A 20,845-nucleotide genomic window follows, 5' to 3' on the forward strand; every position below is an offset into this window, starting at 1 on the left:
ACGAAGTTTTGTTTTTTTGTTTTTGTTGTTCAGTGGTGTTCTATTCCTAACAACCCGGCGACGCGGTTTTGTTGCCGTCCCTGCCCGCGGGAGCGCTGGCGTGACGCTGCGCGTCACGCTTCAACCCGACCGCTGCGCGGTCGGGTTGAAGCTCCGTTCGCTTCGCTTCCGGAGCTGCAGGCCCCTCGCTTCGCTCCGGGCCTGTTGGGTGGTGGGTTCGCTGCGCTCCCTCACCACGGGGACTTCCGGCTTCGCCTCCAGTCCTCTGGCCCGCTGGCGCGGGCCAGGCTGGCGAGGAGGGATGGTGACGGGGCATCACCCGGCACAGGGAGTCAACGGCGTCTCGAGACCCGGCCGGCCCCGATACCCGCCACATGCAACGCCAAGGCCATCAGGCCGAGCAGCATCACGTTGGTGGAGGAGAACACTTCGTTGGTGGCGATGTCCGCCGCGTTGATCAGAAAAGCAATGAAAAACAGCACCGCCGCCGCTATGCCAAGCATGAACAAGCTCCTCTCTAAGGGGTGCTGCCCGTATGCCCCCAGCTCGCCATCACAAGCCCGGCAAGGCGCTGCTAGTCCCGGCCTGATCGAACGGCCGGCGTCGAGGGTCGCGGGCCATGGGTGCCGTCATGTCGATGCCGAAAGCACGGGTCTCGGCCGGGCGCAGGGGTGACACGGGGATCCGTACGGTCACGGCCGGGAGTAGGGGGCGGGGGTGGAGGTTCCAGCGGCGCGTCCCTGGCTCGGTGCGCATCCCGACGACACGGGGCGTTGCCCGGGACGTGTCGTGGTGTCTGGGGGCTTCTGGCTTGAGGCTTGGCGCATATCTGGACGGTTTGCGCCTCGAGCGTCGACGCGGGGTGGTTGAGTTCAAGATGATGCAGCATGTAGAGATGGTGGAAAGGGGTGGCATGCGGAGGGGATCTGGAGCGGGTTTCGGAACCTCCCGCCGGTCCACCACGCCCGCCACAGCAGCCCTGCGGGTAAGAGCCGCCAAACGTCTGCAGCCTCATCCACCCCAGGGTCCGGCCAACCTTACGCATCGCCGAGCGAATCAGAGCAACCCCGCCCAGCTCCTCGGCCTCATCAACACCGAGCCGGAGCTCGTACACCCCTCCGAACCCGCCACCCCCCGGCGGACACGACCGACGCAACAACGGCACCAGGACAGCAACAAGACGCTCATGACGCGGATCACCCGCAAACGACGGCATCCACCGAGGCTAGCCAGACACGACACCGTCCCGCGCAGCGTTTCGTCATACCCCGCCTACAGGGGCGACATACAGCCCACCCGCCAAACGACACCAACCTTCACCAGCAAAACGACACACAGAAACCACGACAGCCCAGGCCAACACCAGTGAAAACCAATGACGCGTACCTATGAACAACACACGACGCCCATCAACCGGGAATGTGGGGTTCCCGGCCGGGGTCGGGCCCCACACTCTCCGAGTTGTGCATCTGAGGAGTCAGACGCTGCTCCGGCCAGGCAGCTGGGTTGGGTCCTGCCCTTCATCATCGTCTAGGGAGCTGATGCCCGGTGCCCGCACCTGCCGGGTCATGCGCGTTCTTGTGGCTCCTCCTGATGGGCCAGCCGGTGCTCTCGGTCATCGGACGATCGCGGTTCCGCCTGGCGGTCCTCCAGTTCCCGCTGCCTGGCCGCCAGGGCCCTTGCCAGCGTCTTTGCCCGGTAAGGGTTCGACGCGTCGAGGGCCTTCGCTACCTTCACGGCCTCGTCCAGCAGGGCCAATCGTCGCTCGGGCAACTCCCGCACCAGCGGCGACGTGCTCTCCTCCACCAGGACGTACGCCAGCTTCGACCCGTAGGCCTTCGGCTCGGCCTGTGCCAGAACGCGGTAGATCCACAGCCCCTCGGTACCGCGCACCACTCGCCGGTTGGCACTGAGCAGCTTGACCCTGGCGAGCACAATCATGTCCTGATCCATCGGTCCCCCTTCGTCCTCCACCCCCTGGCCGGTGCTCGTCCCACGGCGAGACGGCACAGCGAAACGCGCCGACAACCGAGAAGGGTTGCCGGCAGGTTGGCCGGAGGTGGATGACGATGAGTCTGGCTCGCGGTGCCCGCTGCCACAAGGTCGAACGGGCGTGCCGTAGGTCCTACCGAAACCTGCTCTGAACAGGCATGATGGACCTGACACTCACACGAAGCCCGTCTGCCGCATCCTGTGCAGAGTGCGGCGGCTCGGAGACGGGGTCGAGGTCGGTGCCCCGGCGGTCCTCTTGGCGGTCGCTGCTTCGCCTCCCAGGTTCTGTGTGGGTTACCGCGACGGCCGGCTGAAGAACGTGACCGGGCGCTCCCGTCGTATTCCGTCCACGACGACGTCGACGGACTCGTCGTAGAAGGCCACCCTGTCCTTGATGATCCCTACGGAGGGCAGGGGGTCGGGGTAGCTCCAGGCGATGTCGGGCCGTACGTCGGCGTCGCCGGCCCAGGACCAGTATTCGCTCGCCACGCCTTTGTAGGGGCAGCGGGTTCGGCCGTCGGTGCGGGTGAAGAGGTCCAGGCGGACGTCCTCTCGTGGGAGGTAGAAGCGCACTGGTAGACCTGTCTCGAACAGCAGAACCGGCGTATGTGTGTCCGCGACGATCGTGCCTTCGATCTCGATCTGGACATGCCGGCTGCTGGGCAGGGCGTCCACTCGCTTGTGCGGGTCGCGAGGGTGCACGAAGATCTCTTCGTCCTCCTCGTACCAGTGGTCGAGGACCTCGCGCCCGAACCATTCGAAGCTGATGTGGTCGGCGAGGTCCTCTCCGGGGTAGGTCCAGGCCGCTGCTCCGACGGTCCGGTCGGGGAGTACAAGGTCGTAGAAGACCGTCGCTCCTGCGTGGCGCCGCCGGCTGGCGGGCCGCTCCGTTCGCCGCAGCAGGTCTGTCCGGACGTCCTCGGTCGGGAAGGCGTAGAGGGGGACGGGGCGGCCGGGCTCCCACACGAGTACCGGCCTGCGGCTGTCCACGACCGTGATGTCCCCCGCCGTCGCACGCACCCGGCGTTCGCTCGGCTCCCAGAACACGGTGTCGGGCTCGGCCTGGCGGCGTACGACGGGTACGGCTTGCGGGCCGGATTCCGGTGCGGTCATCGCTCTCTCCTCCTCGCTCCGTCTCCGGCTGCCCGGACCGGGTGTCGTGGTACCGGCCACAGCCGTTTTCCACCCTGCTCCCGATCCCGGCCGGTGGCAAACGACCCGCCGTCGCCCCTGCCGTCCCGCCGTCGGCGCTGTCGGCGCTGGGCGGCCGGTCCCCGGGCTACCTGCGGCGACGTCCGGCGGGGGGCATACCAGGGCGGGGGTGCCCCGCACCCCGGTCGCCCGGGGTGCGGGGGCGGCTCAGACGAGGCTCGTCAGAAGCTCCGCGAAGGCTTTCGGCCGGCTGAAGTAGCCGACGTGCGAGGCTGCGAGGGTGTGCACGTCGAAGGGGTGGTGCGGGGTCAGCGTGTCCGCCCGGTGGATCATGTGGTCCTGGACCGCCAGGGGAAGGCTTCGGTCGGCGGTGAGGCGGACGTAGGTGTGTGGTACCCGTCCCCACGCGTCGGCCCGGACCACCGCACCCGGCTCCATGGCCGAGTAGGTCTCGTCCGGGTCGAGGGAGTCGAGCAGCATCCGGAACTGGTGGTCCGTCGAGTCGGCCATGACGGCGGCCTTCAGCGCGGCGAACACGTCCGGATCGGCGTGGGCGGCCCGCCAGTTCAGCCGGACCACGCCCGGATCGGGTACGCCCGGCACGGCGATCCGGGCGACTGCCGCTTCCAGCAGGTTGTCGTCGACCACCTCCCACGCCTCGGTGAGCATGGCCGGATCGCTGAGGCAGAGCGCGGAGAGGTAGACCACCCGGTGGAGCAGTTGCGGTGCGGCGTTGGCGACGGCGCTGATCGTCAGACCGCCGAGGCTGTTGCCGACCAGGACGATCGGGCCCGACGCGGTGAGCCGTCGCAGGGTGTCCAGCACGTGGCGCACGTTGTCGTTCAACGTGATGCCGCGGAGCGCGGAGGGTGCGGAGGCGAGTGCGGTGGCGTCTTGAGGTTGCCGGTAGTAGGCCGCTGGGGTGTCGGCGAGGTCGCCGTGACCGGGCAGGTCGACGGCGTGCGAACGGTGTCCGAGCAGGGTCAGTTCGTTCTGCAGGGGGCCCCAGGCCCGGGCGTTGCTGGAGCCGCCGTGAACGAGTACGAATGTGGGGCGCGAGTCTGCGCGCATGGTGAGGATCCTCGTCATCCTGAGGTGAGCGGTGGACGTGGGACCCGGTGTCGGCGACGGCCGGCACCGCGGTCAGTGCGTCGACCGGGTGCGCAGGGCCTGCCAGTTGTGGATGACGGAACACATGCGGACGACCGTAGCAGTCGTCTTCGTCCCCGCGCGCGGTCCTTTCGGCTCTCGTCGGCGCCTGGTTCTGTCGTTCTTCGGGAGGCCGAAGGGAGCGGGGGTCGCGCCGGGCGTGGGGTGGGGTGCCTGTGGTCATTCCACGGTCAGGAGGAAGATCACTGAGCCCAGGCCGAGGAGGACGCTGCCCGCGAGGGCCGTGAGGAAGAGGGTGAGGGCGATGCGGGTGCTCAGCACGCCCCAGAACTCCGCGCGCCGCCCGTCGGGGGTGTCGGTGCGCCAGTCCGACGGGATGTCGATGCTTCCTTCGGCGATGGCCGGCGCGGCCCTGCGTACGTCTTCGGGGTGGAAGTGGTGGGTCGTGGGATCCGCCCCCCATGTGCCTCGGCTTGCCCCGCCGAAGCTGCGGAGGCGGACGTCGGCACGACGGGCGACACTCGGCAGCCAGTGCTTGCGCACCGGCCACAGTTTCGCCACCTCGTCGCTGTTGAGCCAGCGCTCGTCGTCCTGCGCCGGCTGTGGTGTTTCCGGGTCCGGGGTGTGCGGCATGTCTCCCCCTCGCTGCAGCAGGTTTCCAGTACACCTCCGCTGCCCGCCTGCCGGTAGAGCGCCGCATGGAGGGTGGTGGCAGCGTCATCTTGTGTGCGCTTGCTGGGGTGGGGCTCGGCTCGTGCGGTCCAGCCTGGCTGTTTCGGTTGGCGGGGTCTTTCCGTGGTCGGCCGGTGTGCGTGGTCTCGTAGCGAGTACGGGGCGACATCCGTTGGTTCGATCGAGGAAGGGCCGATGTGTGTGGGCGGCTGTGCGGCGTTCGATGATTTCTTCCGTGCCGAGTACGTGCCTCTGGTGCGGTTGTTGATGCAGCTGGGGGCGCGCTGCAGCGAAGCGGAGGACGCGGCGGCGGAGGCCATGTCCGTGGTCTACGAGAAGTGGGAGACGATCACGGCGCACCGGGCGTACGCCCGTACCACCGCGATTCGTCTCGTCCGTCGCAGGCCTCGCGAACTGGCGGCGGCTGCTGGCCATGGCCGTGCACGGGATGGACGACCAGGACGGACAGCGCCATCCGGCTCCGTGGCGGTCTCGAATCAGATCATGGAGTTCTACTGGGCGCATCTCGCCCGGGGCGCCGACCCGGTCGGTGCGCTGCGCGCGGCACGCCTCCAGTGGCTCGACGGTGATCCGAACCGACGTTCGTCCCCGCGCCTGTGGGCCGGGCTGACGGCGTTGGGCGGCGCCCACTGCTGAGGCACGGCCGAGGGGTTGCGGACGTCGGGTGCGGGACTCGGGGGATGGACTTTCGGCCGTGAGATCTGTCGTGCGGGCGCGGTGGCTGACAACGCCTGTCAGCTGTGGGGTACGACGGCCACGGGGCAGGAGGCGTGGTGGATGAGGGCGTGGGTGACCGGGCCGATGTGGGAGCCCTTGGCCGCCCTGCGCCGGCCGACCACGGCGAGAGCCGCGTCGTGGGCGGCTTCGACGAGGTGCTCGGCGGGCCGGCCGGGAGTGGAGGTCTCGGTTACGTCCACCGTCGGGAACGTGTCGCGGAAGGGGCGTACCGCCTGTGAGAGCGCTGTTGCCATGTCGGCGTTCTTGGTGGCTTTGTGGCGTTGGGTGAAGGGGGCGTGCCAGGTGTGCACGATGTTCAGGGGGGCGTTTCGGCGTGCGGCGAAGTCGAAGGCGAATTGCAGGATGTCGTCGTTCGCTTCGGTCACGTCGAGGCCGAGGACGACTTTCCTGCGGTCGCTCGGGGTGGTTGGGGGTGCGTTCTCGCCTGTTCCGGGGCGTACGAGGACGACTGGGCGCTTGGCGTCGGCGACGACTTCCTGGCCCACGGAGCCCACGATGAATCCGCGCATGGTGCCGAGTCCGTGGGAGCCCACGACGAGGAGTTCCGCTTCTGCCGCGGCCCCGAGCAGTACGTTGCTGGGGGCGTCCTCGATCTCGTCGGCGGTCATCGCGAGGTCCGGGCGGCGGTCCCGGACGCGCTGCTCGGTCGCGGCGAGTACGCCCTCGGCCTCGCCGGCACGGTCCTCGTGGGACACCTTCATGGACGCCGGCTGGTGTTGTGCCCAGAGGGTGGCGTAGACGAGGCGCAGGTTCGTGCCGCGCAGCGCGGCCTCGTCGGCGGCCCAGTCCAGTGCGGCCAGGCTTCCCTCGGAGCCGTCCACTCCCACGGTGACAGGTCGTGACATGCCGCTCTCCTCGTCTCGGGGCTGTCGTCAACGTTCCATCCGGGCAGCCCCCGAGCACCCGTGCCCTGGACACCCGGCACGAAGCTACCGAGTGATCTGAAGGGTGTGACGCATCGTGTTCGGTGGCGTTGCCGAAGTGCCCCATCTGGCCGACGGCGCCGGGGCGGCGCGCTCGCATGCCGCGCGCCGTGGCCGGCTGGTGGGTGGGGGGTGGCTGGTGGGTGGGGGGTGGCGGGCTGCTTCGTCGATGTTCGTACGTGCCTGGCGGGGTGGTCATGTGGTGATGGGGATGATGCCGAGGGGTTCGGTGGTGGGCTGGGTGGAGCCGCCCGCGGGTTCGATGGTGATGCCGACGGCGACCGCGTTGCCCAGGGGGCCGTCGAGGACGCGGGTCGCCCGGTCGCCGGCGCTGTCCAGGAGGCCTGCCGGGCGCAGGTCGCCCGCTTCGGCGGCGTACCAGAGTTCGTACACCTTGTCGCTGGGCAGGGTTGTAAGGCCGCGGGCGGTGAAGGCGGCCTGTGCCTGGGTGCGGGAGACGACGATGGCGGCGTCGGCTCCGTCGGTCAGCTGTGCGGTGTGCACGGTGGCGTCGGGGGCGGTGAGGATGTCCGCGAAGGCGCTGTTCGCCGTGCGGGCCTGCTCCTGTGCCTGGGCTGCGCGGGCGCGGGCGTCCTCGGCTTCCGAGCGCTGCCACAGGGCGACTCCTGCGAGCGCGACCGCCAGGGCGACGCTCGCGGCGAGCGCGAGGCGGATCGTGCGGCGGGCGTGCGGTGCCGTGTTGCGGTGTCGGGAGTCCTGGCGGGTCTCCTGTCGGGTCTCCTGTCGGGTGGCGGAGATCTGTTCCATGACGCGTGCCCGGAGCTCCTGCGGTACCGGCGCGGTCTCGGCGGAGGCGAGGCGGGCGGCGGTCTTCTCGAAGTCGGCGACGTCCCGGCGGCAGGTCTCGCAGCCGGCGAGATGGTTCTCGAAGGCGGCTTCCTCCGCGGGCGGGAGAGCGTGCAGGACGTACGCCGCGGCGTCGAGATGCGGATCGTGCGGATCGTGTGGTTCCTCCGGTGAGGTCATGAGCCGGCCTCCAGGCAGGCGCGCAGCTGCTTGAGACCGTTGCGCATACGGGATTTGACCGTGCCTTCGGGGGTGGACAGGGAACGTGCCACTTCCAGGTAGGTCATGCCCTGGAAGTAGGCGAGTACCAGGGGTACCCGTTGAAGGCGTGCCAGGGTGTCCAGGCAGCGCTGGACGCGTCGCCGCTCGTCATGGATCTCGACGGTCTCGGCGACCTGGTCGTAGTCCCGGTCCGGCGACAGCATCCCGGCCCTTTTCTCCCGGTCGGTGCCGGCCTGGACGCTGCGTACCCGGTCCACGGCGCGCCGGTGGGCGAGGGTGAGCACCCATGCCTTGGCCGTTCCGCGGTCGGGGCGGAACCGCTCCGCTGTGCGCCACACCTCGATCATGACGTCCTGGGTCACTTCTTCGGCCTGTGCCGGGTCCCGCAGGATCCTGCAGGCCAGCCCCATCACCGGGGTGGCCAGCGCGTCGTACACGCCGGCGAACGCGTCACGGTCGCCGGCGGCCGCTTTGAGCAGGAGGGTGTCGACGTCGGTGTCCGGTCGGGATGCGTGCGGCAAGGGTGGCTCCCCGTCGTGCCTCGTGCGGTCGATCGCCCAGTCGCAGCGTCCGGGCCGCTCGGCCCGTGGCGGCCCACCGTGGTCGAGTCTGCCGCCGGTGGTGGCCTCGCGCCGTGTGGCGGCGTCGACCGGGTGAGTCCCGTGTGGTCCGGTGGGGGGTGTCACGGTGGTCCCCGTCGCTCGTGTTCCGGGGCGTGCGGGCGCAGGGCGGCGTGGACGGTCTTGCCGCCGAGGCGGGGAACGACCGTGATCGCGGCTCCCAGTCGGCGCACGATCTCCAGGCCGAGGCCGCCTTGCCGGGCGCCGCGCCCGCCGCCCGCGCCGGCGGCGACGCCGCCGGGGGTGCGGCGGAGGTCAGGGAGTGCGGAGAGGTCGGGGAGATCAGGGAGGTCGGGGAGGTCCTCGCTGTGGTCGGTGACGGCGATGTCCACGGTGCCGTGGTGCGCTGTCAGGGTCAGTTCGCAGGGGCCGTCGGTGTGGCGGACGGCGTTGGTGACGAGTTCGGACACGATCAGGACCGCGTCGGCCGTACGGGCGTAGTCGGCCGCCTCCAGCCATCGGGCGGTGACGCGGCGGGCGACAGCCGGGCTGTGCGGGCTGCAGGGCAGGGCCACGACCTGGCGGGGCACGGTGGGCGCTGGGGGTGGTGCGGTGGTGGTCATGACCGCTCCCTGGGACGAAGGATCCTGTGTGAGGGATTCGTAGTGGTGGGCCGTGCGGATGAGGCGGGTGAGGGGTCCGGTACAGGTCTGGGGGTGGGTGAGAGGTCTGGGGCGGATGCCGCGGGGCGGACTGCCTCGGGGGGTGGCTTGTCGCTTCCTGCCCGGGGGCGGTGAGGTGTGTGCTCGCCGGTGTTCCGTGGCTCGCTGTACGGCGTGGGGCGCGGCCCGCGGGGACGCCGCTCCGCTCCCCCGCGACCGCTCCGGGAGTTCTCCTGCCTGAGGGTTCATCCGGCGGCATCGCAGCTCCGAATCCCTGATGACCGCGCACGGCGAGCAGGCCGTGGCCCCCTCCAAGCCGACCGGCTTCCGGTCGTCCGGGCCTGCCTCACGACACCGCTCGACGTGTTCACCGATGTCGATCAATCGAGGGAGGTGCGTCCGATGACCGCGTCCATGCGCGCCCGTCGTCTGCTGGCAAGTACCGCGGCGGCGGGACTGCTGGCCGGCGGAGCCGCGTTCGGCATGTCCGGCACGGCCACCGCGGCACCCGCGCCCGCATCCGTCTCGACCGTCGTGGCGGGTGACCATCACGACCGTCACGACCGGTGCGAGTGGAAGAAGGGGCACTGGGAGAAGAAGTGGGTGAAGGGTCACTGGGAGAAGAAGGTGATCTACCACAAGACGTGGCACAAGGGCCATCACGACAAGCACGGTGACTGGCACAAGGGCTACTGGAGCCACGACCGGCACCACAAGTGGGTGTACGTCCCGGCCCACTGGGATCACTACTGGGTGAAGGGCCACTGGGACTGCCATCACCGGTGACCGGCTGACCCCCTGAACCCTCTTGCGGCCGAGGGCCGGGCCCCGGGGCCCGGTCCTCGGCTCCCGCCCGCGCGGACGCGGACCGGGGGTCCTGGTGTGTCCGTCAGGTGGGCAGGGTCATCAGGAGCAGGGGTGGTGTCGTGGGTTGGGGTGAGCCTGAGGAGGGTTCGAGGGTGAGACCGAGCGCGGTGGCGTCGGCGGTGTCGCCGTCGATGAGGACGGTGCCGTCCTGATGGATGAACCCGGCCGGGAGCATGGTGCCCTGATGCTCCAGCCACAGCTGGTAGGTCTTCCCGGCGGCCGGTGCGGGCAGTCCGGCGGCGGTGAAGACCGCCTTGTTCTGCCGGTCGGACGCCACGACGGTGGTGAGCGCGCCGTTGCCTGTCCGGCCGTGGACCGTGCGGGCGTCGGGCGCCGCGAGCACGCCGCTGACGTCGTCCAGGCGCTGCTCGGCCCGGCGGGCCCGCTCGTTCAGTTCCTCGCGCTCCTGGTGCCCCCACGCGGCCAGGCCGGCGAACACGGCGGCTGCCGCCAGGCAGGCGGCCAGCGCCAGCGGCATGGCCCTGCGGCGCGGCGCCGCCCCGGGGGCGGGGGCCGGGGCCGTCGCGGGGATCCGCGGGGGCAGCTGGCGTACGCCGTCGATCGCGGACAGAGTCCGCTGCCTCATCGCCGCCGGCGGCGCCTGGGCCGTCGCCGCCGCCAGCCGGGCGGCGGTGGCCGCGAACTCGGCCGTCTCCTGACGGCATCCCTCGCACCGCGGGAGGTGGGCGGCGAACATCGCTCCCTCTTCGGGGTCCAGAGCGCTCAGGGCGTAGGCGGCGGCGAGGCCGTGGACGTCTTCGCAGTGATGCTTCACGTGGTCACCCCCATGCAGTCGCGGAGCCGGATGAGCCCGTCGCGCATGCGTGTCTTGATCGTGGGAAGCGGTGTGCGCAGGGCCTCGGCGACCTCACGGTAGGTCAGGCCCCGGTAGTAGGCCAGGGTCACCGCCTGGCGCTGGAGTTCGGTGAGGCCGCGCATGCAGCGGCGGACCTGTTCGCTCTCCAGCCGGGTCTCGACCTGCTCGGCGACCTCGTCGAAAGCGGTGTGGTGCTCGCGGGCGACCTGGGCCTGTTCCCGGTCGGCGGCGGCCTGGGCGGAGCGGACCCGGTCGACGGCGCGCCGGTGGGCGATCGTCGCCACCCAGGTCGTAACGCTGCCGGCCTCGGGCCGGTAGCGGGCGGCCTGCCGCCACAGGTCGATCATCACTTCCTGGGCGACCTCCTCCGACTGGGCCCGGTCACGCACGACTTTGACCACGATCCCGAACACCGTGGAGGCGAGCGCGTCGTACAGGACGGAAAAGGCCTGTTTGTCGCCGTGGGCGACCTTCTGCATCACGTCGGCCAGGTCGCTGCCGCCGGCACTGCCGGTGCTGCCGGTGCCGCTGGTGGTTGTGAACGGAAGCGGTCGGTTCACCGGGCGGCCTCCGGTTGTGGAGACCGGGCGACGCGGCAGCCTGGGGAGGCCGAACGGGGGCGGGGTGTCCCTCGCATAGGGGTCCTTGTCCTCGGGCGGTGCGGACCGCCCGCCTCCCAGGCGGTCCGGTCACGGGGTCGTGGGGTGTGTCTGAAGGTTCTTCGTAGCGGATGCGTGTGCGGATGGGTGGACGTTCGTATCGATCACGACCCCGCCCCTCGCCCCAGCCGAACTGTCGAACTGTCGAACTGCTCGTCCTGTCGGTCTGCTCGCACCCCCGTCGCACCCGCCGCCGCCGGCGCTGCGCGGAAGGCGGTTGCCGGCGGCGGGAGTTGAGCCGGTCTCAGCGGGGTGTGTCACTCGTTCGGGTGTGGCACCCATCCGGACGGGGTCCGCCGCCGAATCAGGGGTGTGACTCGCTCCCGCAACAGCATCCTCAGGGCCGCACCAGGCGCGCTCGCCGGTCTCCTCGCCGCGTACGCGGCGCTGGCCGTGGCCGAGCTGGTCGCCGGTGCGGTGCGGCCGGCGGCCGGCCCGGTCACGGTCGTCGGCGGCGTGGTCATCGACCGGACCCCGGCCTCGGTGAAGGACTTCGCGATCCGTACGTTCGGGGAGAACGACAAGGCCGTCCTGCAGTTCGGCATCTACGTGCTCCTGGCGCTGTCCGCGGTGGCCCTGGGCGCCCTGGCCGTGAGCGGCCGCCGGCGTGCGGGGGCGGCAGGCGTGGTGTCGTTCGGCATCGTGGGCGCGGCCGCTGCCTTGAGCCGGCCCGATTCCACGGGCTGGGGCGACGCGCTGCCCTCGCTGGCGGGCGCGGTGGCCGGTGCCGGCGTGCTGTACGTCCTGGTGGGCCGTGTCATCGCCGCGGAGGCGCCGGCGGCCGGCTCGGCGGCCGTGGAGCCACCTGCGGCCGGCTCGGCGGCGGACTCGCCTGCGGCCGGCTCGGCGGCATCAGAGGTGTCAGTGGGGGCGGAGGGCTCCGGGGGCGGCTGGAACCGGCGAGGGTTCCTCGGGGTGGCCGCTGTGACCGCCGCTGCCGCCACCGGGGCGGGCACGCTGGGACGTTTCCTGGCCGGGCGGCGCGGCCGGTCGGCCGTGGCATCCCGTGACGCCCTCGCGCTGCCCGCCCCGGCATCGCCCGCTCCCGCGGTTCCGTCCGCAAGCCGGCTCCCGGTGGCGGGGATCAGCGCCTTCACCACGCCCAACCACGACTTCTACCGCGTCGACACCGCCCTCGTCGTGCCCCGGGTGGACGCCGCCGCCTGGGCGCTGCGCATCCACGGCAGGGGCGTTTCCCGCCCCCGTACGTACACCCTCGACCAGCTCCTCGCCCGCCCGCTCGTCGAACGCGACATCACCCTGGCCTGCGTCTCCAACGAGGTCGGCGGACCCTACGTCGGCAACGCCCGCTGGCTGGGGGTCCCGCTCGCCGGCCTGCTCGCCGAATGCGGTGTGCGGCCTCCCTCGCGGGGCGGTACGGCCGATCAGCTGGTGTCCCGTTCCGTCGACGGCATGACGCTCGGCACACCGGTCGAGGACGTGATGGACGGCCGCGACGCGATGCTCGCCGTCGGGATGAACGGCGAGCCGCTCCCCTTCGAGCACGGCTTCCCCGTCCGCATGCTGGTCCCCGGCCTCTACGGGTACGTCTCGGCCTGCAAGTGGATCGAGGACATCGAACTCACCACGTTCGACGCCTACGACCCCTACTGGGTCAAGCGCGACTGGGCGCGCCGGGCACCGGTCAAGACGCAGTCGCGGATCGACACTCCCCGGCCCTTCGCACGGCCGGCCGCCGGAACGGTCATGGTCGCCGGGGTCGCCTGGGCGCAGCACCGCGGCATAGAGCGGGTCGAGGTCCGCATCGACGACGGTCCCTGGCAGGCCGCCGACCTCGCCGCACAGAACACCGTCGACACCTGGCGCCAGTGGTCCTTCCCCTGGAGAGCCGCTCCCGGCGGACACACCGTCACCGTCCGCGCCACCGACGGCACAGGAGCCGTCCAGACCGAGCGGCGGACCCGGACCGCACCGGACGGGGCGAGCGGCCGGCACAGCGTCTTCGTCACCGTCCTCTAGACCCGCCCCTGCCTTTTTTGTGACCACCGCACCGCCCCTGAGAGGGGCACGGGTGCGGAGCAACTGCCCACCCACCACAACCTCTCGGACCCGACAGGCAACCCCGCCTTTTCTTCCAAGGAGAAACCCGATCATGAACACCCTGCGTATCCGCCGTACCGCCATCGCCCTGGCCGCGGCCGCGGTGCTGCCCTTCTCGCTCGCCGCCTGCTCCGGCTCGGGCAGCGACACCCCGGCCGCGGGCGAGGCCGCGGGCGGGGCGGGCAAGTCCAGTGCGACGCCGACCACGGACGCGACGGCGGACGGGCCTTTCGGTCCGGCGTGTGCCGGTGTCCCTCAGGAAGGCGCGGGCTCCTTCGACGGCATGGCCAAGGACCCCGTCGCCACGGCCGCGTCGAACAACCCGGCCCTGTCCACGCTGGTCTCCGCGGTCAAGCAGGCAGGCCTCGTCGACACCCTGAACAACGCCGAGAACATCACCGTGTTCGCCCCGACCAACGACGCCTTCGCGAAGATCCCGAAGGCCGATCTCGACAAGGTCCTCGCCGACAAGGCCATGCTCACCGACATCCTCACCTACCACGTCGTCGGCCAGAAGCTGGCACCCGGACAGCTTCACAAGGGGTCCTTCGAGACGCTGCAGAAGGGCATGGTCACGACCAGCGGCTCCGGTGAGTCCTACAAGGTCAACGACAGCGCGTCGGTCGTCTGCGGCAACGTCAGGACCGCGAACGCTACCGTGTACATCGTCGACACGGTCCTGATGCCGAAGTAGCGGGCGCGGCGGTCCCCCTCGCGGGGGGTCTGCGGTCCGGGCGGTCCCGCGCGAGGGGTCCGCCCGGGCCGCAGGCCGGGGTGCTGGGCGCGGCGGACCCGGTGTGGTCAGCCGACTCGGGCGGCGAGGGCCCGCAGCAGCCGGACGTAGGGGGACCAGGCGGCCCGCCGGGCGGGGCGTTCGGCGAGGTCCAGGCTGTCCTCCACCAGGGCGTCGTGCATCCAGCGGTAGGCCAGCGGCCAGGTCAGCCGGGCCGGGCCGCGGACCCGCATCGACAGGGTGTGGCGCAGTACGGTCCTTGCCTCGTCGACGGGCAGGACGGCGTACTCGTGGAAGCCGTGGAAGCCGCGCGGGCCGGTGAAGGTGAAGCGGATCCAGGTCCCCGGGACGTAGGCGGCGACGGTGTAGCGGACCGGTCCGTGGCCGCCCTTCGCGCCTGGCGACAGCGGGCGGTCGAAGGCCATGGGGGGCCAGGTGCCGTGTGGCCAGAGCCGGTCGGCCGTTGGGCTGGACAGGGAGTCGAGGAGGGCGCCGGCCTGTTCCGGTCCCATCGGCAGCAGGCGCTCGTGCACGTTGTGGACGGGCATGGAGACCCTCCTTCAATTGGAGATGAATCTCTAATTGATATGGAGAGTACTCTCTGATTCATGCCGAGACCACCCCGCTTCGACACCGGTGAACTCCTCGACGCCGCCGTCCTGCTCGCCGCCGGCGGCGGGCCGGCGGCCGTCACCATGTCCGCCGTCGCTCAGACGGTCGCAGCGCCCAGCGGATCGGTGTACCACCGCTTCACCGGACGCCCCGCGCTCCTCGCCGAGGTGTGGCTGCGCACCGTCGAGGGCTTCCAGGAGGGGTACCTCGCCGCCCTCGACTCCGACCCCGACCCGCGGCGCGCCGCCCGGGCCGGCGCCCGGCACGTCGTCGCCTGGAGCCGGGCCCACCCCCGGGAAGCGGCACTGCTGCTGTACGGCGCCGAGCAGTTCGGCCGTTCCGGCTGGTCCGAGGAGCACCGTGAGCGCGCGGACCGGGGCAACGGGCGGGTGTTCGCCCGCCTCGACGAGCTCGGCACCGCCCTCGGCGCGACCGGGCCCGAGGGCCGGGACCGGGTCGTCCTGGCCTTGATCGACCTGCCGCTCGCCGCGATCCGCCGCCCCCTGCGGGCGGGTCTCCCGCTGCCCGCGCATGCCGAGCACCTCGCCGAGACGTCGGCCGCCGCGCTGCTCGGGGAATCGACGGCCTGACGGCTGCGCACACGACGGGCCATGAGCCGCCGGATCCGGCAAGGACGGCCGCGGCCGTCCGGCGGCCGTCCGGGCGGCAGGCGGGCCCGGTGCCGAGCCTGCCGAGCCTGCCGAGCCTGCCGAGCCTGCCGAGCCTCTTCCAGGCTCACATCGCCGGCCCTCGCGTCACCGGCCGCAGGTGACGTTCCGTGGGGACTGCCGTTCCGTGGGGACCGACGTTCCGTGACTGCCGGGCGGCTGAGCGATCGGTGCGCGTCCGGTTCAGCGGACCCGGGCGGCCACCGCATGGCCGATCAGCACGTACACGAGGGCCGGAAGGCCGTAGTTGAGCAGGACACGCAGCCAGTCGGTGTCCATGGTGAACAGGTCACGCGACCATGTCGCGAGCCAGTTCGCCGCATCCTCGACGAAGCTCACCAGCTCGTTCGCCCGGTTCGCGTCGAGGAGGTACATCAGTATCCACAGCGCCAGGATGGCCGCACAGACATCCGCGGTGAGCTGGATGGCCGTCGCTGCGTGGTTGCCTCGGTAACGTCTGCTCATGGGCACCGGGTTTCCCGCAACGGCTGGCTGAAACCGTATCGGTGTGCGAGACCCGGCGTCCCGCACACCCACACCCCTCCCCCGGCCCCTCCCTCTCCCTCTCCCCCGGCCCCGGCCCCGGCTTCGGCTTCGGCTTCGGGCGTCCGGGGTGCCGGCCCGGTCCCCCGGGGGCCTCGTGCGCGCGGAAGTAGCCCCGGTGTGGTGTGAGCCGGTTCCGCTCCCGCGCGCGGCTACGCCCGGCAGCTTGCTCGGCGAGGGCGTCCCCGACGGCGAGCGCACAGACGGACCGGCGGCCTCCTACGCGCCCGCGCGCCGGGCTGTGACCAGGAGGTACTCCCAGTCCATGGCGCCGTCGGCGAGGTGCCGCGAGGCCAGTTCGGCGAGGGCCTCGTCAAGGGCGGCGACCCGGTCGGGATCCTCGGCGATGAAGCGGTACGTCGCGATGGTCGGCCCGTAGCACGCCTTGAAGAAGTCCCGGAACTCCTCCGGGCGCGTGAACCGGTCCACGCGCAGCGGCTGCCGGCGGATGTCGAGGTCCCTCACCCGGTCCCCGAGCAGGGCATGCACATGTTCCGGGTCGCCCCACAGCGGCGGCGGCTGGACACCGGGCGGCGGCGGAGGGGCGTACGGGCGCATCGTGGCGAACATCTGCCCGATGAAGCCTTCCGGGGTCCAGTTGATCAGGCCGATGGTGCCGCCCGGGCGGCAGACCCGGACCAGTTCGTCGGCGGTCTGCTGGTGGTGCGGGGCGAACATCACGCCGACGCAGGACATGACCGTGTCGAACTCGCCGTCCGTGAAGGGCAGGGCCTCGGCGTCGGCCTCACGCCACTCCAGCCGCGCACCGCGCTCCCGGGCCTGGGCCCGCCCGACGTCCAGGAGCTCCGGTGTGAGGTCGGAGGCGATGACGTCGGCGCCGAGGAGGGCGGCGGGAACGGCCGCGTTCCCGGAACCGGCGGCGACGTCGAGGACACGGTCGCCCTGCCGGACGGCGCACTGCCGCACCAGGACGTCCCCCAGCTCGGAAATGACCTGCGACGCCACGGCGGGGTAGTCGCCCAGGGCCCACATCGCCCGGTGCTTCGCCTTCAGGGACTGCGGGGCGGGATTCTCGTTGCTCATACCTCTCATCCCTCCCCCCGGCGAAGGCCGTGGGGACTGCGCCACGAGAGTGACGTGCCGCGGCCCGGCCGCCCGCGGCCGGGCGGGCCCCGGATGGCTCGCCGCCACCGGCTCGCCGTCACCGGCGCGGTGTCCGCAAGCCCCGGGGTGGCCGCGCTGCGGCTCACCCGGTCGCCACCCGCGGCCCCGGCGTCCGGGTCACCGCCGCAGCAGGGCGCAGACGAAGTCCTCCTGGATCGCGCGGACCTTGGCCAGCAGTTCGGGCTTGACGCTCTTGCTGGTCTGGGTGGTGATCGAGAACGTGAGGGAACGCCTGCCGTCCGCGGTGCCGGCCGCGAACTGGGTGTAGCCGGGGAAGTTGCCGGTGTGTCCGTAGACCGTGCCGCACCGCGTCTCGTAGCGGAAGATCGCCAGTCCGCCCGCGTTGACGCCGGGACCGGCGGGCTCGGAGGCGGCGCCGGGAATGAAGGTCCGCTGCGCGCGCCTGGTCCTGTCCGACAGGAACCCGGGGCCGCCGGCCCAGGCACGGATGAACGCGTTGAGGTCCTTCGGCGTCGAGACGATCCCGCCGGAGGCCCACACGCCCGAGGCGCTGAGGACCTCGCTGATGTCCTCCGGCGGTGCGGGCGGCGTCACGTCGTAGCCGTGCAGGTACGGGCGCGGCAGCCGGTAGCCCTGGGGCAGGCTGGTCTGCCGCAGACCGAGAGGCCGGTACACCAGCTGGTCCAGCAGCCGTTCGTACCGCTGTCCCGTGACCGCCTCCGCCATCAGCGCGACGGCGATGTTGTCGGAGTTCGAGTACTCGTACCGCGATCCCGCCGGGAACAGCAGGTCGTCCTCGGCGACGAAGTCGAGCAGTCGGCGGGAGTCGAAGTGGTGCCGGGGGTCTTCCTGGAGGATCTCCAGGAACGCCGGCGCCGTCGAGAAGTCCGGCAGACCACTGGTGTGGCTGAGGAGCTGGCGGAGCGTCACCTGGTGCCATGCCGCGGGCAGTGACGGCAGGATCTCGCCGATCGTGTCGTCGAGGCGCAGCTTGTGGCGGTCCACCAGGCGCAGGGCGACCGCTCCGCTGAAGGCCTTGGCGACGCTCGCGATCCGCATGTGGTCGGTCGCGCGGGGCGGGCGGCCGGTCGTCGTGTCGGCGACGCCCGCACGGTAGACCTTCGTCCGGTCGCCCTGCCGCATCAGCGCGATCACTCCGGGCGGTCCTCCGGCCGTGCGGACCAGGTCGTCGAGCTGCCGCTGCAGCGCGTTGTCCGGGGACGGCGGTGTGGCGGTGGCCTGTGCGGGCTGGACCAGGGAGGCGAGGAGGGCGGGCGCGGCCAGAGCGGCGGCGCACAGCCGCAGGCGTGCGCGAGGACGGGAGGGGACTGCTGAACGTGCCGGCACAGGGGGCTCCTTCGCGGTGGCGCCGGGCGGAGGACACCCGGTTCACAGGGTCCGCCCCAGCATCGGGCGCCCGCCCGGAACATGCCCGCCCTCTGCTCCATACGGACCAGTGACCACGTCCGGCGCGGCCGGTCCCGGCGCCCTGGGGGCCGGCCCCCGGGAGGCGGGGTGGCGGGGTGATCCATCCGTGTGGGGCGGGGTGGGGCGTGTACGTCCCGGGATGCGGCCGGGCCCGCCGCAACGTTGTGCGGCGGGCCCGGCTCCTTCGTGGCCGAGGCGGGATTCGAACCCGCGACCTCTGGGTTATGAGCCCAGCGAGCTACCGACCTGCTCCACCCGGCGGCTTTCACTGTAGGACGCGGGCCCGCCGGCGGGCGAGGGGATTTCACCGGCCCGCCGGCCGTTGGCTGTTGCCTGTGTGGTTACGGTGATCGCGCCGCGCGGGACGGCGGCGGGGCGGCGAGGCCGTCAGTCGAGCCCCAGGTCCGCTTTGGCGGCCGCATGGAGCCTGTCGAGCTTGCTCACCAGGCCGTTGCGTTCGTTCGTCGCCAGGAAGGCCGAGCGCCGTCCACGCTGTTCAGCGGTGAACCGGTCGATCTTCCGCATCGCGAGCCGGTGGATGTGCGCCAGGTCGGCCAGCGCGCTCGCCCGCGTGGTCGCGTCCAGCGGCCTGCCGCCGCCGTGCTGCTCCACGATGCTCCGGAACTGACTCTTGGCGTCTGCGAGGTTCATCGTGTCGGTGACTCCACGGCTGTCGAAAGGCATCACAGGGGGGTACGCCGGAGCGCGGCAGTGTAGTCGTGGCCCTCGGCCGGTACGAGGCCGCTGCCCCGAGGCCACCCGCCACCCCGACCCCGGGACCTGCGCCCACGTCATGGCCGGATCGCCCGCGGTACCGGCCGGCGGGGCGCCGCGGTACCGGCACCGGCGGGTCGGGTCCGTCATGACCGTGACGCCGACCACCGCCCTCTTTGCGGCGGGAGGTAGCGAGAAACCCCCGGTTGTCCGCCGGGCCGCGGCACACCGGCTCACCGGCATCGCCCCACGGTCAGGCCGGTGCCGGTGCCGGCCGTGTCCCGTCGGCGCCGGCGTCCCGGAGTACCGTCGGCATCCCGTCCACCAGCACCACCACCTCGGCCACCTCCCCGTCCGCGCAACGCCCCACCCACACCGGGTAGGTGCCGTCGCCGGTCGTCGCGAACGCGACCAGCTCCCCGCCGGATGCCTCGTCCCGAGTGCGCAGGAGGTACAGGGAGTCGGTGATGTCCTCCCCCGCGTCCGGTTCCCCCTGGACGAGGTGGCGTTCGAAGAGCCGGTGGAGTGACGGCCAGGCTCCGGCGTCGGCGAAGCAGCCGGTCGCGCTGTCGGTGGCGAAGCCGAAGAGCTCGTTCTCTCCCAGCAGCCGGGGGTCGTCGTCCGGTCCGAGGGCCATCTCCCACGACGCGGCGGGCCTCTCGCCGACGCGCAACCGCACCGCCGTGGTGTCCGTGCGGGTCACCCGGCCCCCGCTCCACTCGCAGTCGTACCCGACGCGGACCCGCGCTTGCTCCAGCACGTGCTCCCCCGGCGGAACGGGGATGGTGAGGGCGGGCCGTTCACCGACGAGGGCGTCCGGCCCGGAGACGGCCAGCAGGCCGCTCGGCACACGCAGGGTCCCGGTCCGGCTCGGCTGCAGGACGGTCATCTCGGCGTGGTACCCGTCGGACAGGTGTGTCCCGGGCCGAAACAGCGCGTCCAGTGGCCCGGGCCGAGCCGGGCGGGGCGGGCGCCAGCACGCCGCAGGCGCGTCGCACGCACCGCCCGCCGTCTCGGCCGCCTCGGCCGTCTCGGCCGTCTCGGCCGTCTCGGGCGCGCCCTCGTTCGGGGGGAGTTCGGCTGCCCGGAGCGCCACCGGTCCCGGCAGCCTCTCCCACAGGGCGGCCACCACCGGCCATGCGTCGAACCCCGGGCGGGCCTGCCAACGCTGTACGTCGGCGCCGGGAACCGTGACGAGCATGGTCCCGCGGGCACCTCTCGGCTCCTGCGTGACAGAGCCCCTGCCGTCGGGGAACAGTTCCCGCTCGAAGCGAGGGCACTCGTCGTCGAACTCCGCCGTCTGCGGCCCGGGGTAGCGCCACTGGCGGACACGCCGGTGGAGCAGCCGGCTCTCGTCGTCCAACAGCCGCAGGTCCAGCTCGTCGGTCCGGCGCCCCTGCGCGTCGTAGAGCCATATGCCCACGTAGTGGTCCCGCCAGGAGACCAGGCGGACCTCCAGCGGAGTGTCCCGGCCCGCGATCCGGTACACCACGACGTACGGCTCCCCCGCGGTGTCCCGCTGCCGGGCCGCCTCGGCGGTCAGCGGCCGCCACGGCATACGGGCCTGGAGATCCCACGCCCGCGCGTACGCCATCTCCACGACCGTGTCCGCTCTCTGGTCCCCGCCCGTGTCGCCCGTCCCCCGCCCGCTGCGCCCACCCATGGCTCGCACCCTAGAAGCCCGCACCGACAACAAGTCCGGCGCGCCCACCGGGGTCGTGGGGTGCTGTCCCGGCGACGGCGGGAGGGGCACCGTGGCGGGGGTGTGGTGCGCGTACACTCCGTCGACCGGGTCCGG

22 protein-coding genes and 1 tRNA gene are annotated in these 20,845 nt (G+C 71.9%); 5 read left to right on the plus strand and 18 right to left on the minus strand.

Annotated features, from left to right (window positions below):
• Positions 1-332: 332 nt before the first annotated feature.
• The 5 genes from AB0D99_RS32135 to AB0D99_RS32155 form a co-directional block, all read right to left on the minus strand.
• Positions 333-503, minus strand: a complete 171-nt coding sequence (locus AB0D99_RS32135) for a hypothetical protein (RefSeq protein WP_362370399.1) — start codon at positions 501-503, stop codon at positions 333-335.
• Positions 504-1,566: 1,063 nt separating this feature from the next.
• Positions 1,567-1,953, minus strand: coding sequence for a hypothetical protein (locus tag AB0D99_RS32140; protein WP_362370402.1), 387 nt, complete (start codon positions 1,951-1,953; stop codon positions 1,567-1,569).
• A 333-nt stretch (positions 1,954-2,286) separates the two neighbouring features.
• Positions 2,287-3,105: a DUF427 domain-containing protein gene (locus AB0D99_RS32145; RefSeq protein ID WP_362370405.1), complete on the minus strand. Its 819-nt coding sequence runs from the start codon at positions 3,103-3,105 to the stop codon at positions 2,287-2,289.
• Between the two features lie 246 nt (positions 3,106-3,351).
• Entirely contained in the window at positions 3,352-4,215 is an 864-nt protein-coding gene (locus tag AB0D99_RS32150) for an alpha/beta hydrolase (protein WP_362370408.1), read from the minus strand.
• Between the two features lie 258 nt (positions 4,216-4,473).
• Positions 4,474-4,887 carry a hypothetical protein gene (locus AB0D99_RS32155; RefSeq protein ID WP_362370411.1) on the minus strand — a complete coding sequence of 138 codons (414 nt, stop codon included), beginning with the start codon at positions 4,885-4,887 and terminating at the stop codon, positions 4,474-4,476.
• 543 nt (positions 4,888-5,430) lie between these two features.
• Between AB0D99_RS32155 and AB0D99_RS32160 the strand changes: the two genes are divergently transcribed.
• Complete coding sequence (locus tag AB0D99_RS32160; protein WP_362370414.1) at positions 5,431-5,583, plus strand: hypothetical protein; 153 nt, start codon at positions 5,431-5,433, stop codon at positions 5,581-5,583.
• Positions 5,584-5,681: 98 nt separating this feature from the next.
• On the opposite strand, the gene AB0D99_RS32165 is transcribed toward AB0D99_RS32160, so the two are convergent.
• From AB0D99_RS32165 to AB0D99_RS32180, 4 genes are all read right to left on the minus strand, one after another.
• Positions 5,682-6,530 carry a universal stress protein gene (locus tag AB0D99_RS32165; RefSeq protein WP_362370417.1) on the minus strand — a complete coding sequence of 283 codons (849 nt, stop codon included), beginning with the start codon at positions 6,528-6,530 and terminating at the stop codon, positions 5,682-5,684.
• Positions 6,531-6,803: 273 nt separating this feature from the next.
• A complete protein-coding gene (locus tag AB0D99_RS32170) occupies positions 6,804-7,595 on the minus strand; it encodes an anti-sigma factor (protein ID WP_362370420.1) in 792 nt (263 codons plus the stop codon).
• Positions 7,592-8,158 (minus strand): ECF RNA polymerase sigma factor SigK, encoded by a 567-nt coding sequence (gene sigK / locus AB0D99_RS32175; protein WP_362370423.1) that lies wholly within the window; start codon positions 8,156-8,158, stop codon positions 7,592-7,594. Before sigK (AB0D99_RS32175) ends, AB0D99_RS32170 begins: the two co-directional genes overlap by 4 nt.
• A 161-nt stretch (positions 8,159-8,319) precedes the next feature.
• Complete coding sequence (locus tag AB0D99_RS32180; protein ID WP_362370426.1) at positions 8,320-8,820, minus strand: ATP-binding protein; 501 nt, start codon at positions 8,818-8,820, stop codon at positions 8,320-8,322.
• A gap of 441 nt (positions 8,821-9,261) precedes the next feature.
• Between AB0D99_RS32180 and AB0D99_RS32185 the strand changes: the two genes are divergently transcribed.
• Positions 9,262-9,645 (plus strand): hypothetical protein, encoded by a 384-nt coding sequence (locus AB0D99_RS32185; RefSeq protein ID WP_362370429.1) that lies wholly within the window; start codon positions 9,262-9,264, stop codon positions 9,643-9,645.
• A gap of 103 nt (positions 9,646-9,748) precedes the next feature.
• Here the strand turns inward: AB0D99_RS32185 and AB0D99_RS32190 are convergent, their stop codons facing one another.
• Both AB0D99_RS32190 and sigK (AB0D99_RS32195) read right to left on the minus strand, forming a co-directional pair.
• Positions 9,749-10,501, minus strand: coding sequence for an anti-sigma factor (locus AB0D99_RS32190; RefSeq protein ID WP_362370432.1), 753 nt, complete (start codon positions 10,499-10,501; stop codon positions 9,749-9,751).
• Positions 10,498-11,103, minus strand: coding sequence for an ECF RNA polymerase sigma factor SigK (gene sigK, locus AB0D99_RS32195; protein WP_362370435.1), 606 nt, complete (start codon positions 11,101-11,103; stop codon positions 10,498-10,500). Before sigK (AB0D99_RS32195) ends, AB0D99_RS32190 begins: the two co-directional genes overlap by 4 nt.
• A 402-nt stretch (positions 11,104-11,505) precedes the next feature.
• Between sigK (AB0D99_RS32195) and AB0D99_RS32200 the strand changes: the two genes are divergently transcribed.
• Both AB0D99_RS32200 and AB0D99_RS32205 read left to right on the plus strand, forming a co-directional pair.
• Positions 11,506-13,182 (plus strand): molybdopterin-dependent oxidoreductase, encoded by a 1,677-nt coding sequence (locus AB0D99_RS32200; RefSeq protein WP_362370505.1) that lies wholly within the window; start codon positions 11,506-11,508, stop codon positions 13,180-13,182.
• A gap of 133 nt (positions 13,183-13,315) precedes the next feature.
• Positions 13,316-13,957 carry a fasciclin domain-containing protein gene (locus tag AB0D99_RS32205; RefSeq protein ID WP_362370438.1) on the plus strand — a complete coding sequence of 214 codons (642 nt, stop codon included), beginning with the start codon at positions 13,316-13,318 and terminating at the stop codon, positions 13,955-13,957.
• 107 nt (positions 13,958-14,064) lie between these two features.
• Here AB0D99_RS32205 and AB0D99_RS32210 read toward each other — a convergent pair whose 3' ends face one another.
• On the minus strand, positions 14,065-14,544 hold the full coding sequence (locus tag AB0D99_RS32210) for an SRPBCC family protein (protein ID WP_362370441.1): 480 nt from the start codon (positions 14,542-14,544) through the stop codon (positions 14,065-14,067).
• A 60-nt stretch (positions 14,545-14,604) separates the two neighbouring features.
• On the opposite strand from AB0D99_RS32210, the gene AB0D99_RS32215 reads away from it, so the two are divergent.
• A complete protein-coding gene (locus tag AB0D99_RS32215; protein ID WP_362370444.1) occupies positions 14,605-15,198 on the plus strand; it encodes a TetR/AcrR family transcriptional regulator in 594 nt (197 codons plus the stop codon).
• Between the two features lie 261 nt (positions 15,199-15,459).
• Here the strand turns inward: AB0D99_RS32215 and AB0D99_RS32220 are convergent, their stop codons facing one another.
• The 6 genes from AB0D99_RS32220 to AB0D99_RS32245 all read right to left on the minus strand — a co-directional run bounded on the left by AB0D99_RS32220 (position 15,460) and on the right by AB0D99_RS32245 (position 20,710).
• A complete protein-coding gene (locus AB0D99_RS32220; protein WP_362370447.1) occupies positions 15,460-15,741 on the minus strand; it encodes a hypothetical protein in 282 nt (93 codons plus the stop codon).
• A 297-nt stretch (positions 15,742-16,038) separates the two neighbouring features.
• Positions 16,039-16,863 (minus strand): class I SAM-dependent methyltransferase, encoded by an 825-nt coding sequence (locus tag AB0D99_RS32225; RefSeq protein ID WP_362370450.1) that lies wholly within the window; start codon positions 16,861-16,863, stop codon positions 16,039-16,041.
• Between the two features lie 198 nt (positions 16,864-17,061).
• Positions 17,062-18,252, minus strand: a complete 1,191-nt coding sequence (locus AB0D99_RS32230) for a serine hydrolase domain-containing protein (RefSeq protein WP_362370453.1) — start codon at positions 18,250-18,252, stop codon at positions 17,062-17,064.
• A 268-nt stretch (positions 18,253-18,520) separates the two neighbouring features.
• Positions 18,521-18,594: transfer RNA gene (locus AB0D99_RS32235), tRNA-Met, on the minus strand.
• Positions 18,595-18,720: 126 nt separating this feature from the next.
• Positions 18,721-18,984: a hypothetical protein gene (locus AB0D99_RS32240; protein WP_362370455.1), complete on the minus strand. Its 264-nt coding sequence runs from the start codon at positions 18,982-18,984 to the stop codon at positions 18,721-18,723.
• A gap of 316 nt (positions 18,985-19,300) precedes the next feature.
• On the minus strand, positions 19,301-20,710 hold the full coding sequence (locus AB0D99_RS32245) for a DUF4241 domain-containing protein (protein ID WP_362370458.1): 1,410 nt from the start codon (positions 20,708-20,710) through the stop codon (positions 19,301-19,303).
• Between the last annotated feature and the right edge of the window lie 135 nt (positions 20,711-20,845).

This window comes from Streptomyces sp. NPDC047971 (genome assembly GCF_040653355.1).
In the GTDB taxonomy this organism is placed as follows: domain Bacteria; phylum Actinomycetota; class Actinomycetes; order Streptomycetales; family Streptomycetaceae; genus Streptomyces.